General features: G+C 41.5%; 15 protein-coding genes. 11 read left to right on the top strand and 4 right to left on the bottom strand.

The genetic code is table 11. The features are described from left to right. The first annotated feature begins 115 nt into the window (after positions 1-115). Positions 116-964, top strand: a complete 849-nt coding sequence (gene folD / locus B9T24_RS02175; protein WP_074943399.1) for a bifunctional methylenetetrahydrofolate dehydrogenase/methenyltetrahydrofolate cyclohydrolase FolD — start codon at positions 116-118, stop codon at positions 962-964. A 264-nt stretch (positions 965-1,228) separates the two neighbouring features. Further along, the gene (locus B9T24_RS02170) at positions 1,229-1,897 is read left to right on the top strand and encodes a class I SAM-dependent methyltransferase (protein ID WP_086164297.1); all 669 of its coding nucleotides are present in this window, start codon (positions 1,229-1,231) and stop codon (positions 1,895-1,897) included. Between the two features lie 25 nt (positions 1,898-1,922). Here B9T24_RS02170 and B9T24_RS02165 read toward each other — a convergent pair whose 3' ends face one another. Both B9T24_RS02165 and B9T24_RS02160 read right to left on the bottom strand, forming a co-directional pair. Further along, complete coding sequence (locus tag B9T24_RS02165; protein ID WP_086164296.1) at positions 1,923-2,351, bottom strand: hypothetical protein; 429 nt, start codon at positions 2,349-2,351, stop codon at positions 1,923-1,925. 224 nt (positions 2,352-2,575) lie between these two features. Then, a complete protein-coding gene (locus B9T24_RS02160; protein WP_086164295.1) occupies positions 2,576-3,883 on the bottom strand; it encodes an MFS transporter in 1,308 nt (435 codons plus the stop codon). Positions 3,884-4,184: 301 nt separating this feature from the next. Between B9T24_RS02160 and glpD the strand changes: the two genes are divergently transcribed. Continuing rightward, positions 4,185-5,699 carry a glycerol-3-phosphate dehydrogenase gene (gene glpD / locus B9T24_RS02155; RefSeq protein WP_086164294.1) on the top strand — a complete coding sequence of 505 codons (1,515 nt, stop codon included), beginning with the start codon at positions 4,185-4,187 and terminating at the stop codon, positions 5,697-5,699. 188 nt (positions 5,700-5,887) lie between these two features. Here the strand turns inward: glpD and B9T24_RS02150 are convergent, their stop codons facing one another. Next, a complete protein-coding gene (locus tag B9T24_RS02150; protein ID WP_086164293.1) occupies positions 5,888-6,253 on the bottom strand; it encodes a hypothetical protein in 366 nt (121 codons plus the stop codon). 94 nt (positions 6,254-6,347) lie between these two features. After that, positions 6,348-8,180, bottom strand: coding sequence for a phosphoenolpyruvate carboxykinase (GTP) (locus B9T24_RS02145; RefSeq protein ID WP_086164292.1), 1,833 nt, complete (start codon positions 8,178-8,180; stop codon positions 6,348-6,350). A gap of 416 nt (positions 8,181-8,596) precedes the next feature. Between B9T24_RS02145 and B9T24_RS02140 the strand changes: the two genes are divergently transcribed. The 8 genes from B9T24_RS02140 (at position 8,597) to B9T24_RS02105 (ending at position 16,902) form a co-directional block, all read left to right on the top strand. After that, a complete protein-coding gene (locus B9T24_RS02140) occupies positions 8,597-9,535 on the top strand; it encodes a diacylglycerol/lipid kinase family protein (protein ID WP_086164291.1) in 939 nt (312 codons plus the stop codon). Further along, positions 9,516-10,289 carry a metallophosphoesterase family protein gene (locus B9T24_RS02135; RefSeq protein WP_086164290.1) on the top strand — a complete coding sequence of 258 codons (774 nt, stop codon included), beginning with the start codon at positions 9,516-9,518 and terminating at the stop codon, positions 10,287-10,289. Before B9T24_RS02140 ends, B9T24_RS02135 begins: the two co-directional genes overlap by 20 nt. Positions 10,290-10,486: 197 nt before the next feature. Beyond that, entirely contained in the window at positions 10,487-10,777 is a 291-nt protein-coding gene (locus B9T24_RS02130; protein ID WP_086164289.1) for a co-chaperone GroES, read from the top strand. Positions 10,778-10,836: 59 nt separating this feature from the next. Further along, the gene (gene groL, locus B9T24_RS02125; RefSeq protein WP_086164288.1) at positions 10,837-12,471 is read left to right on the top strand and encodes a chaperonin GroEL; all 1,635 of its coding nucleotides are present in this window, start codon (positions 10,837-10,839) and stop codon (positions 12,469-12,471) included. A 574-nt stretch (positions 12,472-13,045) separates the two neighbouring features. Beyond that, on the top strand, positions 13,046-13,546 hold the full coding sequence (locus tag B9T24_RS02120; protein ID WP_086164287.1) for a Dps family protein: 501 nt from the start codon (positions 13,046-13,048) through the stop codon (positions 13,544-13,546). Between the two features lie 206 nt (positions 13,547-13,752). Continuing rightward, on the top strand, positions 13,753-14,982 hold the full coding sequence (locus B9T24_RS02115; protein ID WP_086164286.1) for an efflux RND transporter periplasmic adaptor subunit: 1,230 nt from the start codon (positions 13,753-13,755) through the stop codon (positions 14,980-14,982). Then, a complete protein-coding gene (locus B9T24_RS02110; protein WP_086164285.1) occupies positions 14,979-16,202 on the top strand; it encodes an ABC transporter permease in 1,224 nt (407 codons plus the stop codon). Before B9T24_RS02115 ends, B9T24_RS02110 begins: the two co-directional genes overlap by 4 nt. Further along, a complete protein-coding gene (locus B9T24_RS02105) occupies positions 16,195-16,902 on the top strand; it encodes an ABC transporter ATP-binding protein (RefSeq protein ID WP_086164284.1) in 708 nt (235 codons plus the stop codon). The genes B9T24_RS02110 and B9T24_RS02105 overlap by 8 nt, the downstream gene beginning before the upstream one ends. Positions 16,903-17,143 lie beyond the last annotated feature (241 nt).

The raw sequence follows: 17,143 nt of genomic DNA, 5'->3' as shown, positions 1-17,143 counted from the left end.
AAAAACAATACTATAAATAGTGTATATGCACATAAAATCGGCATATAGAATAAAATCGGCTAAATAATCATGTATTATTTGCGAAATTGATTCATATCTACTCTGGAGATGTGCCGTGGCATTAGTTTTAGATGGTCGTGCATTGGCAAAACAAATTGAAGCTGACTTGTTAACACGTGTAGAAGCGTTAAAAGCAAAAACAGGTCGTACCCCAATCCTTGCCACGATTTTGGTCGGTGATGATGGTGCATCTGCAACGTATGTGCGTATGAAAGGGAATGCTTGCCGTCGTGTCGGTATGGATTCATTAAAAGTTGAATTAGGTAAAGAAACCACAACTGAACAACTTTTGGCAGAAATTGAGAAACTCAATGCCAATCCAGATGTTCACGGTATTTTGTTGCAACATCCAGTACCAGAGCAAATTGATGAGCGTGCATGTTTCGATGCAATCTCGCTTGCAAAAGACGTAGATGGTGTAACTTGCCTTGGTTTTGGTCGTATGGCAATGGGTGAAGCAGCGTATGGTTCTGCAACACCAGCGGGCATCATGACCATTCTAAAAGAAAATAATATTGAAATTGCAGGTCAACATGCGGTTGTTGTGGGTCGTTCTGCAATTTTGGGTAAACCAATGGCAGCGATGTTGTTGCAAGCTAATGCAACAGTTACGATTTGCCATTCACGTACTAAAAATCTTCCAGAATTGGTAAAACAAGCGGATATTATTGTTGGTGCGGTGGGTAAAGCTGAATTGATCCAAAAAGACTGGATTAAACAAGGCGCTGTGGTGGTTGATGCTGGTTTCCATCCACGTGATGGCGGTGGTGTGGGTGATATTCAATTGGTGGGTATTGAAGATGTGGCATCTGCGTATACACCTGTTCCGGGTGGTGTGGGGCCAATGACCATTACTACATTGATTCGTCAAACGGTTGAAGCTGCTGAAAAAGCTTTAGGTTAATTCGATTGATATGAGTCACGACGGAGTCTTTTCGTTGTAACTATTGATGTAAGAAGCTCGTATGTTACTTTTGTTTCGGCAAAATGAGATGCGAGCATCGCAAGAAAACCATTGCCATCTACAGAACTCGACATATTTAATCGTTGATTTAATATGTCGCAGAAACATTAATTATTTAATGGCTGTCTGCCTCGAACAGCTGTAGATGGCATATCGTGTATCAAATTATTATTGTAAATTCTAATAAGTTTTCAAGGCTTATCTATGAGCTGTACTTTCCAATTTCCTCAAGCACCCGAACATCTGCTAAAAGCCTTGCATGAGGTGATTCCAAATTGTGAGCTTTTAGCTCAGCAACTGCCTGAGACACCCATTTCACTGTGGTTGATTCCACCTGTATTTCCAACAGATCGCTTGGATGATGAAGTGATTCGTCGTATTTGGAATGATACGCCGTATTGGATCTTCTGTTGGGCTTCAGGGTTGGCAATGGCACAGTGGTTGCTTGCAGAGCCGCATCATGTCAAAGATAAGGTTGTTCTGGACTTTGGTGCAGGATCGGGTGTCGTGGCGATTGCAGCGAAAATGGCAGGCGCAAAACGTGTCATCTGTTGTGATATAGATCCCATTAGTTTGGATTCCTGTCGTGCCAATGCAGAATTAAATGCTGTGGAACTCGAATATTTAGATGATCTGTATCAAGCTGAGCAAGTCGATGTACTTTTGGCTGCGGATGTACTTTATGACCAATGCAATCGTTTTTTCTTAGATGAATTTCTGAAATTTGCACCAGAAGTATGGGTAGCAGACAGCCGAGTAAAAAACTTTAGTCATCCGAATTACCAAAAATTGGATGAACGTAGTGCCACCACTTGGCCTGATTTGGATGAGTCGAAGGAATTTCGTAATGTTAGTTTCTATAAGACGCTGTAATGAGCGTCTTATAGAATTATTTTACTTAAGAGCAGGTATAACGAACCACGCGCAATGTACTCGGGCGAGTATTTAGCGCTTGGCGAGTTGCATAATCTTCGCTGTTGTATAGGTCGGGGGTATTGCTCAAGCCAATACTGGTACGGCTGTTACCAATTTGACGACCCGATTTTTCGGGTTGAGTGGCAGAGTTTGCAATTTCATTGATACTTAAAATACTGAGTGTGTATTGTTTATTTGCACCTAGAACTTTTTGGCATGCACGTTGTAATTTTTTGGCATCCATTTGTTGGTTTTGACGACCAGCCAAAGTATAAGCCAGTGTAGCGGTATTATTTGACTGGCTTTCAATTTGATAGCCCACATTGCCATTGTATTGGCGTGGAGTGCTTTGACACGCAGTAAGTCCAAGCGCAATAAAACCTAAGCCAAGCAATTTATAGGTATTGTTCATCTTCAAAAGTTCCAAGCGTTATTATTCTATTGAGTATGCCATAAGCTTATTTTTTTAACGATCTTAGATCGGCCTATATTGCATAAAAAAGCTTTCTAATGTTGAGTATTTAGAAAGCTTTTTTAGATGATTTTTCAACTAAGTTAGATAGGCTTAGGCATCAGTAATGATGTTGTCCTGCAAAAGAACTTTGGTAAAACAGATCCTGTTAAAAAGCTCCTCAATTAATGTTCTTTAATTTCTGAATGGTGCTTGGTGTCTTTCATAAAAATATAAACAATCAAAGAGATAGAAATTAAAATAGTGACATAAATGAAGTACCAAGACTCATGTCCCGCTTCTTTGAAACTGAGTGCGAAAAATTCTGCTGTTCCCCCAAATAGGGTGTTGGCAAGTGCGTAGGGAAGGGCGACCCCTAGTGCACGAATATGAGCAGGAAACATTTCGGCTTTCACCACAGCGTTGATAGATGTATAACCTGTAACAATCACTAGACCTGCTAAGCAAATCCAAAATGCTGACCAATAATCTTGAGTTTGTCCTAACTTGTCAAATATGAAATAGGTAAATAAAACACCAAGTACACCAAAGCTAATCATGAGTGGTTTTCGACCAATCCTGTCAGATAAAGCGCCTGCGAAGGGTTGTAAACACATGAAAATAAACAGTGCTAAGGTGGTGATTTGCGTAGCTTCAGGTTTGCTAAATCCAGAAGTATTCACCAGATATTTTTGCAGATAAGTCGTGTAAGTGTAAAAAGCAACAGTACCACCAGCAGTTAAAAATAAAACTGTAAATGCTTGTTTAGGATAATATTTAAACAAGGAAAACATGCTGGATTCAGGTTGGTTTTTGTCTTGTTGGATATTTTTAAACGATTGCGTCTCTAACAGCCCACGACGAATATAAAAAACCACAATTGCGAGGCAAGCACCGATAAAGAAGGGAATTCGCCATCCCCAAGCATGGAGTTGTTCTTCGGTGAGCACAACTTGCAAAATGAGTAAAACGCAGAGGGCGGTAAGCTGCCCTGCAATGAGGGTGACATATTGAAAGCTGGAAAAAAAGCCGCGTCGGTTTTTTTCTGCCATTTCACTGAGATAGGTCGCACTTGCACCATATTCTCCACCGACACTTAAGCCTTGAATGAGTCGGGCAACAACTAAAATAATCGGTGAAAATATTCCAATTTGATCATGTGTGGGAGCAATCGAGATCATCAGAGAGCCAATACACATCAGTGTCACAGAAAGGGTAAGACCTGATTTGCGTCCTTTTTTATCCGAGTAAATGCCCATAATCCAAGCCCCAATCGGGCGCATTAAAAAGCCGACAGCGAAAATGGCAGCAGCTTGGAGTAGTTGTGCGGTTTGACTACCTTTGGGGAAGAATGCATGGGCAAAATATAATGTAAATGCAGCATAGACATACCAGTCATACCATTCAACAAGGTTACCTGCTGAGCCGCCCAGAATGGATTTGACCCGTGTTTTAGTGTCTAGATTTGCTTGCGGGACATTTTGTTCAATCATCTGTACAAGTCCATTTTGTTATTCTTTTTAAATGGTAAACCAATTGTTTTAATGACATAAGCATATGGATTTTTAGTTTTGTACAAAAAGTGTGCAATATTGGGTTTTTTAAGCAATAGGTTGAAAGGAAGATGAGGATATTATTGTTGTAAATGCTTTAAGTCCTGATGTGAAATGGTTATTTTATTTTCCTTAAACTGATAGATGATTTCTCGGTGTCATTTCACTTTAAATAGTGTTAAGTTTCCTAAAATAAAAAGAAGTTTAAGCCCAATTTTTTAATAATATAAGGGAGGTAATCATGCAAGTTAGTCATCCTGTTTATGATGTGGTTGTTGTTGGTGGTGGGATTAATGGCGTTGGTGTTGCTGTTGATGCTGTAGGGCGTGGCCTGTCTGTGTTTTTGTGTGAGAAGGATGATTTAGCCAGCCATACTTCTTCAGCGAGCAGTAAGCTTATTCATGGTGGTTTACGTTATCTTGAGCATAAAGAGTTTCGCTTAGTACGTGAAGCTTTAGCAGAACGAGAGATTCTGTTGGCGAAAGCCCCGCATATAATTCGCCCTTTGCGTTTTATTATGCCTCATCAGCCCCATTTACGTCCTGCATGGCTGATTAGAACAGGCTTATTTTTCTATGATCATTTGGGTAAAAGAGAAAAATTAGCAGCTTCAACTCATGTTACTTTTGATGCAGCAACAAGCCCTTTAAAAGCAGAAATCACTCAGGGTTTTGAATATTCTGATTGTGCTGTGGATGATGCGCGATTAGTGGTGTTAAATGCGATACAAGCACGGGAACGAGGGGCTCATATTGCGACCCAAACCCGATGTACATCTGCTTACCGTGAAAATGGCCTGTGGGTGATTCATTTAGAAAATACGCAAGGCAGTTATACCGTTCAGGCTAAGGCGTTGGTGAATGCTGCTGGGCCGTGGGTGGCGCAATTTATTCAACAGAATTTAAAACAAAAATCCCCTTACGGTCTTCGGTTGATTCAAGGAAGTCATATTGTTGTCCCGAAAATTTATGCAGGGGATAAGGCTTTTATTCTGCAAAATGATGATCATCGAATTGTTTTTGCGATTCCTTATTTAGATCAATACACCCTCATTGGGACAACGGATCATGAATATCAAGGTGATTTAAATAAAGTCGATATTACCCAGCCGGAAATAGACTATTTATTGGATGTTTATAATGATCACTTTAAGCATCAATTAGGCCCTCAGGATATTTTATATACTTATTCGGGGGTGAGGTCTTTATGTGATGATGAGTCTGATAATCCATCAGTGATCACCCGTGATTATACTCTGGCTCTCTCGCAAGAGCAGGATGCACCTTTGCTTTCGGTGTTTGGGGGGAAACTCACCACCTATAGAAAGTTAGCAGAATCTGCTCTGACACACTTACAGCCTTTCTTTCCAACGATGAAAAAGCCTTGGACAGAAAAGGCTTTATTACCCGGTGCCGAGAACTTGGTTTCAGTTGAGCTTTTAATTCAGCAGCTTATACAAGCGGTTCAGGATGTATCTGTTCAATTGGCTTCAAGGTGGGCGCATGCCTATGGTTCAAGGGTATGGATATTTTTGAACAATATTTCAATGTTACATGAGCTTGGGCAGGATTTTGGGCATGGTTTGTATGCACAAGAAGTGGACTATCTTGTAAATCAAGAATGGGCGATGAAGAGTGCTGATATCTTGTGGCGTAGAAGTAAATTAGGTCTAGAATTTACTGAAGCTGAAATTCAAGTTTTGGATGAATATTTGCTTGAGCTACATAAACGCCGTGCCATGTCTGCTGTAGCTTAATTTTTTTGATTGGATGTTCTGAATTTTTGGGTGGAAATGCCAATTATTTTGTCCAATTCCATCTGGTTTTTGCGATGTCAGCTTTGAGTGGATAGACGAGAGTGTAGTTATAAATTTTATTGTGAGTGATCGATCGGGCGTTTATACATAAAAGGTCACCGCAGTGACCTTTTAGCTGTTTTAAATCATTAAATTTCTGTGCCGCCCAACGCTTTGCAGTCAACGGGAGTATTCCATTTTACGGCTGTTCCCCACATTACTGGTCGTACAACGCGCCAAGGCCAGAAACCGAATCTTTGGCTGGCATTGTAGTTGATGACCACGTTAGCACCTACTTGATGCGCTCGCTCTGCAAAGCGCGGATACAGCTCTACTACGCTGCCATAAGTACCTTTGGCAACTTTAATGCGCTTTTTAATCTGAAATTGGCTGGAATCAGGTGTACCTTTGATTGCACAAATATGAAGAGCAGGTTGTTCGGTAGTCTCTGGTTTCGCCATAGCTAGACTAGATAAGCCGAGTAAGCAGGCCGTCAGTGTGAATGTTTTTAGCATGAGTTGCCCCTTGTTGTAATAAAGTTTTTTAGATTTTTTTGTAATGTGTAATTCTAAAAAAAGGTCGCCGAAGCGACCTTTTTTTTAATTTAGATTAAGCAGATTTTTTAACTGCTTCTAAAAGTTCATTTTGACGTGCTGTTAAAGCAGCGGGTAAACGCTCACCCAGTTTACTGAATAATTCAGTATGGCTTTCAAGCTCTTTGATCCATTGATCTTTGTCTTGCGCTGTTACGGTGTTGAATTGCTCTTTAGAGAAATCAATACCTTCCCAGTTTAATTGTTCGTAAGTTGGAACTAAACCGATTGGTGTTTCAGTCGCTTCAGCACGACCTTCACAACGATCAATCATCCACTCAAGAACACGCATGTTCTGACCGAAACCAGGCCATACAAAGTTGCCTTCAGCATCGCGACGGAACCAGTTTACGTTAAAGATTTTAGGAAGTTTATTGCCTGCAACTTCAGCTTTAGCTGCAACTTGTTCGCCTAATTCTAACCAATGAGAGAAGTAGTCAGCCATGTTGTAGCCAGCAAATGGAAGCATCGCAAACGGATCGCGACGAACAACACCTTGTTGACCAACAGCAGCAGCAGTGGTTTCAGAACCCATGGTTGCAGCTTTATATACGCCATCAACCCAGTCAAACGCTTCAGAAACTAAAGGCACTGTGTCTGCACGACGACCACCGAAGATGAATGCCGAAATTGGAACACCCGCTGGATTTTCCCAGTCAGCGTCAATTGAAGGGCATTGACCCGCAGCAACAGTAAAGCGTGCATTTGGATGTGCTGCTTTTTCTGCGCCAGTGTGCGGCTGACCTTTCCAGTTGGTGAGGTTAGCAGGTGCTTCTTTGGTTAGACCTTCCCACCAAACTTCACCGTTGTCTGTTACTGCAACGTTGGTATAGATCACGTCTTTATGAAGAGTAGCCATACAGTTTGGATTGGTTTTGGTGTTTGTACCCGGTGCAACGCCGAAGAAACCAGCTTCAGGATTGATTGCATATAAGCGACCGTCTTCACCTGGTTTGATCCAAGCAATATCGTCACCTACAGTTTCAATTTTCCAGCCTTCATAACCCGCTGGTGGAATGAGCATTGCAAAGTTGGTTTTACCACAAGCAGAAGGGAATGCCGCTGCGATGTAATGTTTTTCGCCTTGTGGATTAGTCACACCAAGGATCAACATATGTTCAGCTAACCAGCCTTGTTGACGACCCATAGCCGATGCAATACGTAGAGCTAAGCATTTTTTACCCAGTAATGCATTACCGCCGTAACCAGAACCGTAAGACCAAATTTCACGTGTTTCTGGGTAATGAACGATGTATTTTTCAGGGTTGCAAGGCCATGCAACGTCTTTTTGATCCGCTTCAAGCGGTGCGCCTACAGTGTGTACGCAAGGAACATATTCACCATCAGTACCAAGAACGTCATAAACAGCTTTACCCATGCGAGCCATTTTAGACATGCTGACTGCTACATAAGGAGAATCAGTGAGTTCGATACCGATGTGCGCAATATGAGAACCTAAAGGACCCATAGAGAAAGGAACAACGTACAAAGTACGACCTTTCATCGAACCATCAAACAAACCGTTTAAACGGGCACGCATTTCAGCAGGCTCTTCCCAGTTGTTTGTCGCGCCAGCATCTTCTTGTTTTTCTGAACAAATGTAAGTACGGCCTTCAACACGAGCAACGTCAGAAGGATCAGAATTAGCAAGATAAGAACCAGGATGAGTTTCTTGGTTAAGCGCTTGCATAGTGCCGTTAGCGATCATCAAGTTAATATAACGTTGATATTCTTCTTCGCTGCCGTCACACCATTCAATTTTCGCTGGTTTCGTTAATTTTGCAATTTCTTCAACCCATGCAATAAGCTTAGGGTGACGAACGAATTCTGGTGCGTTCACTTGGGTCATGGTGAGGCCTATCTCGAATGTGTACAATTTAACTGTACAAAGTACAATCTGAGTAATGGAATACATCACTCAGATAAAATATGAAAAAAAAGTGGCTGTATTAAAGCATAAAATCATAAAAAAAATAAGACCAAAGACGTGCTGGATTTCTATTGGTGGTTTAGCTTGATTTGTTATAAAAACCATAAAATACAATTGTTTATTAGGTTTTTTTAATTCAAATCTCTTTATTTAATGTATTTATGAGTGTTATTTATTTTAATTATGTTTTTAATAATCAGCCACTTATGTGTTACTTCTTTATGAGAATTGTTATTGATTAAATAAATGGTGCTAATTCAATATTTACATAAAGGGGCTTTAAATAATAGCTCAACTGGTTGAAATTAGAACAAAAGCTTTAATTGTGTATAAAAATGTTTAAACAGCACAAACCATTATCCATTATCTATAATGCAAAGTCAGGATTTCACGCTTCAAACCAAGCTGAGTTTTATGAGCAAATCATCAATCGACTATCTAAGCATGGTTTTGAAATTCAGTCTTTTGAAATCAGTTCACAGAACAGTTTTGATCTCTTGATGCAAAAGGTATTGGCACGGCATCGGGATTGCGAACATAAAGGGGTGATTGTTGCGGCAGGGGGAGATGGCACTTTAAATGCCGTCGCTGCAAGCTTAATGGGTTTGGATATTCCGATGGGGATATTACCCTTAGGTACTTTTAATTATGTTGCTCGGGTGCTGAATATTCCACTGGATTTACTTGAAGCTGCAGACGTTATTGCCATAGGAACCACCAGAAATATTCACGTGGCACAGATCAATAATCACATTTACCTAAACAATGCCAGCTTGGGCTTGTATCCGTTATTTATTCAGAAGCGCGAACTTTACAATCAGCGTTTTGGTCGATTTCCTTTGCATGCTTATACCTCAAGTCTGGATGTGTTAATTCGTGATCGCAAGGAATTGAAGCTTGAGGTTGAAGTGGATGGTAAAAAGTATCCAGTGAAAACACCGCTGATTTTTTTTGGCAATAATCAACTTCAATTGGCGGAAATGAATTTGAAGATTGCCAAATGCGCAGAACTTGGACAGGTTGCAGGAGTGGTGGTCGCGAAAAGTGATAAGCTGACCTTATTTAAAATGGTGTGGCAATTGATTCAAGGGAATTTGGAAAAAGCCCCAGATGTCTACAGTTTTGCCGCAGATGAAGTCAAGGTTCATTCGAAGCGCAACAAGTTGACCGTTGCCATCGATGGAGAGATTGTAGAAATGCAGCCACCATTAAAAATTACTGTGCGGAAAAATGCGTTAAAAGTCATGGTGCCTTATGATTCTGCACCTGTCTGATTTACATTTTGGCACTGAGAAATCTGCCTGTATGGCTGCGATTAGGCTGTTTTGTCTAGAGCATAAAATTGAAGCTGTGGTGGTGAGTGGTGATTTAACCCAACGTGCGCGTTATACGCAGTTTTATGATTGTAAACAGTTTTTGGACAGTTTAAATCTACCTTATTTGGTCGTGCCAGGGAATCATGATATTCCACTGTATCACTTATGGAATCGGGTCTTCAGCCCATTTACCCGTTATCAGTTATTTTTTGGCAATATGGAAACCACACTGGAAACAGATCACTTTTTCATTGTGGGTGTGAACAGTATTCGGCGACGTTATCATACCAAAGGGCATATTTCACTGGAGCAAATTCAGCAGATTGATCAGTCTTTGCAGCAGGCACCGCCAAATAAAATTAAATTAATTGTGGCGCATCAGCCTTTTTATACCCCTCCAAATGCTGAACATGGCGTGAAAGATTGTCCAATATTGGGGCGAATGGCGCTGGAAGTGTGGAGTAAAAGTGGTCTAAATGGCTTATTACATGGTCATTTACATCATACTGCTGTCTATGATCTCAATGAGCTTTATCAGTTAAATATGAGTCATGCTGTTTTGGAAATTCATGCAGGAACAGCAACCTCCTATCGCTTACATGGCGGTTTGCCAAACAGTTTTAATGTAATTCATTCTAATTGTGCTATTGCACATTATTATTTTGATAATGCCTTAGGTGATTTTGTTCTGCATAAAAGAAATGCGGATTAAGTCCAGAAATAGCGAGAATTGAATAAAAAAAAGACAAAATCATAAATATTTTTTCATTTTACCCTTGAAGCGTTTTTTTCCATCCCCACAAAAGTGTCATCGAAATTATTTTCTGATAATGACCCACGGAATAATTAAGTCATTATCAATTCACTGTATAAAGACCTGTTCTTACAATCAGGTAGATGGAGTTTCAAATGAGCAACATTCGTCCTTTACATGATAACGTTGTTATTCGCCGTGTTGAAAAGGAAACCAAAACAGCGGGTGGTCTAATCTTAAGCACTTCAGCAGCTGAACAGCCTGCTCAAGGTGAAATCATTGCTGTAGGTAACGGTAAAATTACAGACAATGGCGTGCGTGCTTTAGATGTTAAAGTAGGCGATAACGTATTGTTTGGCGCATATGCTGGAACAAAAGTAAAAGTTGATGGTGAAGAACTTCTTGTAATGAAAGAGTCTGATATTTTAGCCGTTTTAGAAGGCTAATACAGACCTGTTTTATTGAATCAGATTCTTGAAAAAATTAAAAATATTTGGAGTAAGTCATGTCAGCTAAAGACGTAAAATTTGGTGATTCAGCGCGCAGCAAAATGATTGCGGGCGTAAACGTACTTGCAGATGCGGTAAAAGTGACTTTAGGTCCTAAAGGTCGTAACGTTGTTATTGATCGTTCTTTTGGTGCACCGCACATCACTAAAGATGGTGTAACTGTTGCTAAAGAAATTGTTTTAAAAGATAAATTTGAAAACATGGGCGCTCAACTGGTTCGTGAAGTATCTTCAAAAACCAATGACATTGCAGGTGACGGTACAACGACTGCAACTGTATTGGCGCAAGCGATTTTAAATGAAGGCATCAAGTCAGTAACTGCGGGTATGAACCCAATGGACTTGAAACGTGGTATTGACCTTGCTGTTCGTGCAGTGGTGGAAAATATTAAAGCAACCGCTAAACCAGCTTCAGATACGAAAGCCATTGAACAAGTCGGTTCAATCTCTGCAAACTCTGACACCACTGTGGGTAAACTCATTGCACAAGCAATGGAACGCGTGGGTAAAGAAGGCGTGATCACGGTTGAAGAAGGTTCAGGCTTTGAAGATTCGCTTGACGTTGTTGAAGGTATGCAGTTTGACCGTGGTTATATCAGCCCGTATTTTGCAAACAAACAAGAAACGTTAACTGCTGAACTTGAAAATCCGTTCATTTTGCTTGTTGATAAAAAAATCGGCAACATCCGTGAATTGATTGCTGTGTTAGAAGCTGTTGCGAAAACGGGTAAACCACTGCTTATTATTGCTGAAGATGTTGAAGGCGAAGCGTTAGCAACACTTGTTGTTAATAACATGCGTGGCATTATTAAAGTATGTGCGGTTAAAGCTCCTGGTTTTGGTGACCGTCGTAAAGCAATGCTGCAAGATATTGCGATCTTAACTGGCGCAACTGTGATTTCTGAAGAAGTCGGCATGTCTTTAGAAACTGCATCATTACAAGATTTAGGTACAGCGCATAAAGTAACTGTTTCTAAAGAAAATACAGTACTTGTTGATGGTGCAGGTAATGCAGCTCAAATTTCTGAACGTGTTACTCAAATCCGTGCGCAAATTGAAGAATCAACGTCAGAATATGACAAAGAAAAACTTCAAGAACGTGTGGCTAAATTAGCAGGCGGTGTTGCAGTTATCAAAATTGGTGCAGCAACAGAAGTTGAAATGAAAGAGAAGAAAGACCGTGTAGATGATGCTCTTCATGCAACTCGCGCTGCGGTTGAAGAAGGTGTAGTTGCGGGTGGTGGTGTTGCGTTGGTACGTGCTGCTTCTGCACTTGATGGTTTAGTTGGCGTGAATGATGACCAAAATGTTGGTATCAACATTTTACGTCGTGCAATCGAAGCGCCTTTACGTCAAATTGTTGCCAATGCGGGTGATGAACCATCTGTAGTCATCAATGCTGTTAAAAATGGTGAAGGTAACTTCGGTTATAACGCTGCAACGGGTGAATATGGCGATATGCTTGAAATGGGTATTCTTGACCCAGCGAAAGTAACGCGTTCTGCACTTGAGCATGCTGCATCTGTTGCTGCTTTAATGTTAACAACTGAATGCATGATCACTGATATTCCAGAAGACAAAGCTGCTATGCCAGATATGGGCGGCATGGGTGGTATGGGCGGTATGATGTAATCTGCCTTTGAGTAATACATGTTGTTGTAATTTTTTATAAATATTACTTTTATATCAAGATTACGCACAGTATGACTCACATTTGTTTTTGTTGTAAAAAAGGTCGCTTAAATGCGACCTTTTTTATGTTTGGATTTCATGTTATTTCCAACTAATTTAAGGCTTGGGTGAGTCTACGTTAATTAATATACTTGGTTCATTTATGCTTTTAGAAGATCTATTTACACAGGTAGGCTTCTATTACGACTATATATATCTGTGCCTAGAAATAATCTTTAAGCCTATGCCAATGCAGAGGAAGTCTTAACAAAAGCAAGTAAAAGTGCACATAGCGGGTGCTAAACTAGAAACGAAAGTGATAAAAAATCTAGCGCTTGGAGAAGCTCTATTTTTGTTGTGATACAACTTAAGGTCGGTCTAATGGTGATGAAATCTTATGATCGTAAAGGTTTGCAAAATACGGTTAGGGGAGTATAACAACAGATATCCTTTGTTCGACAGAACTTATGGTCTGAGTGATAAATTTTAATTTTATACAGAATAAACAAATACTTAAATAATGAGGAATCTTAAAATGGCTAATTCTAAAAAACAATCTAAAACGATGAAAATTGATATTGGCATCTCTCATAATGATCGTGCCAAAATTGTTGAAGGTTTATCCAAACTACTTGCTGATAGCTATACCTTATATTTGATGACCCATAACTTTCACTGGAATGTTACAGGGCCACAATTCAATAGCTTACATAACATGTTCATGAACCAATATACTGAGCAATGGAACGCATTGGATATTATTGCTGAGCGAATTCGTGCTTTAGGTTTTCCGGCTCCTGGGACATATAAACAATTTGTAAAATTAACCGCAATTAAAGAAGTTGAAGGCGTTCCAAAAGCACAGGAAATGGTCAGCTTATTGGTCAATGCTCATGAAACTGTTGCGCGCACTGCTCGAGCTATTTTCCCGATTGTCGATGAAGTAAATGACCAGCCAACAGCAGATATCATCACACAAAGACTTGAAGTACATGAAAAAACAGCGTGGATGTTAAGAAGTCTTTTAGAAGAGTAAAAATAGACCTATCTCTATTGAATATGTGGGTTTTATTTATAAAAGTAATCTAAGCTCAATGGGTTACTGTTAACTTAAAAAATCTGTCTTATTTCTCGTTGAGTGAGTGAGACAGATTTTGAATGCGCTCTAAAACATATAATTTTACAGAGGCATGGTACTTTTGATTGAGGTACTAGGCTTTTAATTTGAACTGGAGAAGCTCATTGCGCGCTGCTCGCTATAAATCTGTGGTTATGATTATACTGCTTATGCTCACAGCTGGTTTTGCAGTATTTCACTGGTGGCAGGGGCCGCTGTTGTCGAGCTATACCGTTGCATCGATGCCACTGGTGCAAACGGTAGTCGCAACTGGGAGAGTAGTGACGGTGTCACGTACCCAAATTGGCAGTGAAATTACTGGAGTGGTACTTGAGCGGCTTGTGCAAGAAGGCGATCGGGTTTCACGCGGTGATTTGCTATTGGTATTGAAATCGGATGAGATGACTGCTCAGGTGCGGCAGGCCGAGGCGGCATTGACCGAGTTGGCGACCAGCAGGCGTCCACAAGCTGAAGTGGATTTGGCGAATGCGAAAGTACAGTTTGAACAGGCTCGTCGTGAAGCGCAGCGTAGACGCAATTTGACTGAACCTGAAATGTTGTCGGCCGAGGCAAGGGAACAGGCGGAGAAAGCGGAGAAAGTTGCCCGCAATAACGTTGAGTCGGCTCGCTTAAGCGTGGCAGCACTGGCACCTGGTAAAGTTGAGGAGGTTTTGCTCCGTGAGCGTCTTGCTGCACTACAGGCACAGCTTGCCAAAACAAAAGTACGTGCCGAAGTGGCAGGTACAGTGCTGACACGTAATGTAGAGCCAGGCGATCTGGTACAGCCGGGGCGAACTCTGCTCACGATTGCGCTTGATGGCAGCACGGAAATTCGTGTGCCATTTGACGAGCGAAATTTACCACGGCTTGCTTTGCAGCAAAATGCGGCAGTCATTGCCGATGCCTATCCAGATAAACCTTTTCCTGCCCGTATCAATTTTATAGCACCCAGTATTGATCCACAGCGTGGTACGGTGGAGGTTCGGTTAGCGGTTAATCCAGTGCCTGAGTTTTTGCGTCAGGATATGACCGTATCGGTGAATATCGAAACGGGTAAGCGAGAGCAAGCGTTGGTCATTCCAAATGATGCTTTAAGTCGTGTGCAAGGAAATAAGGCGCTGGTGCTGTTGCTGTGGGATGGAAAAATACAGCGTCAACAGGTCAATCTAGGTTTACGTGGTTTGGCGATGTCTGAAGTGATTTCGGGTTTAAGTGCGGGTGATCATGTACTGGCTGATGCTGAATCTTCACTAGCGGATGGTACGCGGGTACGCTTAAAGCTGCAAAAAACACCGTTTGCCAATCATGCCAATAAAGCAAACAGCAAAAATGAATTGCCGGTGAAATTCGATTGAAAAATTTTTTCGGGCGACTTTGGATCGAGTGGACTATTGCGATCAGTTTTTTGCGCGAGGGGCGTGCGCAGTCCATCATGATTACTGTGGGTGTTGCAGTGGGTGTAGCTGTGATTGTGTTTGTTACGGCTTTAATGCAAGGTTTACAGTCCAATATTATTCAGCGTACCTTAGGCACTCAGGCCCATATTCGTTTGCTGTCACCAGATGATGTGAACCAAATAGTACCACCAGCAGTGGGTACTTTACAGTTGTTGCAGGAAGATAAACGACCACAACGCTTGCGCTCTATCAACAATTGGCAGCAAATTACAGCAACTCTAGATCAGTTGCCATTACTGACAGCTGTGTCGCCAGTCGTGTCAGGACCTGCTTTTGCCCAGCGTGGTGATGCCTTGGAGTCGGTGGCATTGGTAGGTATAGATATTGAGCGTTATCAGAAAATCATCCCCCTTAAGCAGTATCTGATCAGTGGTCAGCTACGTGTGGGAGCCGATGATGTACTGATTGGCAGCCAATTGGCTGAAGATCTGGGGGTGCAGGTGGGCAATAAGCTGCGACTGGATACTGGTCAGCAGAACAGTGCGGTGGTAAATATTGCCGGTATATTTGAACTGGGGGTACGTGAGCTGGATGCTCGCTATGTCTATTTGGACTTGAAGCAAGCACAATCTTTACTCAGTCTCCCTGGTGGGGTCACGGTTATCGACTTAACCGTCGCAGATATTTTTCAGGCAGAAAATGTGGCTGCGCAGGTCGGACGTCTGACATCGCTGCAAGCTGAAAGCTGGATTAAAACCAATGCGCAATTAATGAATGCGATTTCAGCGCAGAGTCTATCGACCAGTATGATTATTGTTTTTGTGGCTATTTCGGTAGCCTTTGGCATTGCCAGTGTGTTGTCGGTCAGTGTCGTACAGCGCACCCGAGAAATTGGTATTTTGCGTGCGACAGGTGCGACCCGACAGCAAATTTTACGAATTTTTCTATTTCAGGGTGCGATGTTTGGCTTACTTGGCTCAGTTTTGGGCAGTGTGGCCAGTTACGCGTTAGTGTGGGTATTTAATAATTTTGGCCCAGGTTTGTTTTATATTCCCGTGTCTATAGATCTGATTATGCTGGCATTATTATTGGCAATACTTACTGGTGTGTTGGCTGCTGCTGTACCAGCACGCCGTGCAGCAGCACTGGATCCAGTGGAGGCGATTCGTCATGTCTGATCAGTCCGATGAAGTGTTACGTCTAGAGGCGCTACGCAAGTCTTACAATATTGCTCAACCCAATGAGGTTGAGGTGTTGCATGGCATTGATCTGTGTATTGAACGCCACGACTTTGCTGCACTGATTGGTCCGTCTGGCTCTGGTAAAAGTACCTTGTTGAATATTCTTGGCTTACTGGATAAACCCAGTAGTGGCGAGCTTTATCTGTTGGGGCAGGCGACAAGTGGCATGGATGATGCAGGACGCACTGCACTGCGCGGCAACAGTATCGGGTTTGTCTTTCAGTTTCATCATCTTATACAGGCCTTTACGGCTTTGGATAATGTGCTGATGCCATTGATGCTGACACGAGGTAAACCTGATAAACTTGCGATACAACAAGCACATGAATTGCTTGCCGCAGTTGGTCTGGAAAAATTTGCCAACCGTAAACCGAATGAACTCTCGGGTGGTCAGCAACAGCGAGTCGCGATTGCCAGAGCGCTTATCACTGAACCAGCATTGCTTCTAGCCGATGAACCTACAGGTAATCTGGACACTCAGACAGCTGCTGAGGTTTTTGAGTTATTTCGTAAAGTGAATCGTGAGCGAGACTGTGCAGTACTGCTGGTCACACATGATCCACGTCTGTCAGCAAACTGTGATCGAACCATTAATTTGGTTGATGGGCGTATTGAAAGTGATTCGAAAAATAATTAACGCAGATTTATCCATTTAACCGTCAGCTTATTTAGGGCAATCAAGAATGAGCACTTTATTGTCATTTATATAATGGTTTATTTTTAAACTAAACTATATAGCCAAGCATAATTTAAGTGCTATAAAGCATTTCCAGTGCATTCCAAAGCGCAATATCTTGAGATAACAGGCATCTGATTTTTGTTTGTCCAACCAATTTTTACGCATAATGGGGGTGTTGAAAATTTCCAGTAGCCTTTTT

Source organism: Acinetobacter sp. ANC 4654, from assembly GCF_002135425.1.
In the GTDB taxonomy this organism is placed as follows: domain Bacteria; phylum Pseudomonadota; class Gammaproteobacteria; order Pseudomonadales; family Moraxellaceae; genus Acinetobacter; species Acinetobacter kyonggiensis.
The sequence above is the reverse complement of the archived record's forward strand: the minus strand, read 5'-3'. Positions and strand labels throughout refer to the sequence as shown.

Excerpts from the sequence above, each read along its gene's own strand:
- B9T24_RS02165 (WP_086164296.1), bottom strand. The coding sequence starts at position 2,351 with ATGAACAATACCTATAAATTGCTTGGCTTAGGTTTTATTGCGCTTGGA.
- glpD (WP_086164294.1), top strand. The coding sequence starts at position 4,185 with ATGCAAGTTAGTCATCCTGTTTATGATGTGGTTGTTGTTGGTGGTGGG.
- B9T24_RS02145 (WP_086164292.1), bottom strand. The coding sequence starts at position 8,180 with ATGACCCAAGTGAACGCACCAGAATTCGTTCGTCACCCTAAGCTTATT.
- B9T24_RS02160 (WP_086164295.1), bottom strand. The coding sequence starts at position 3,883 with ATGATTGAACAAAATGTCCCGCAAGCAAATCTAGACACTAAAACACGG.
- B9T24_RS02170 (WP_086164297.1), top strand. The coding sequence starts at position 1,229 with ATGAGCTGTACTTTCCAATTTCCTCAAGCACCCGAACATCTGCTAAAA.
- B9T24_RS02130 (WP_086164289.1), top strand. The coding sequence starts at position 10,487 with ATGAGCAACATTCGTCCTTTACATGATAACGTTGTTATTCGCCGTGTT.
- B9T24_RS02150 (WP_086164293.1), bottom strand. The coding sequence starts at position 6,253 with ATGCTAAAAACATTCACACTGACGGCCTGCTTACTCGGCTTATCTAGT.
- B9T24_RS02140 (WP_086164291.1), top strand. The coding sequence starts at position 8,597 with ATGTTTAAACAGCACAAACCATTATCCATTATCTATAATGCAAAGTCA.
- B9T24_RS02135 (WP_086164290.1), top strand. The coding sequence starts at position 9,516 with ATGATTCTGCACCTGTCTGATTTACATTTTGGCACTGAGAAATCTGCC.
- B9T24_RS02105 (WP_086164284.1), top strand. The coding sequence starts at position 16,195 with ATGTCTGATCAGTCCGATGAAGTGTTACGTCTAGAGGCGCTACGCAAG.
- B9T24_RS02120 (WP_086164287.1), top strand. The coding sequence starts at position 13,046 with ATGGCTAATTCTAAAAAACAATCTAAAACGATGAAAATTGATATTGGC.
- groL (WP_086164288.1), top strand. The coding sequence starts at position 10,837 with ATGTCAGCTAAAGACGTAAAATTTGGTGATTCAGCGCGCAGCAAAATG.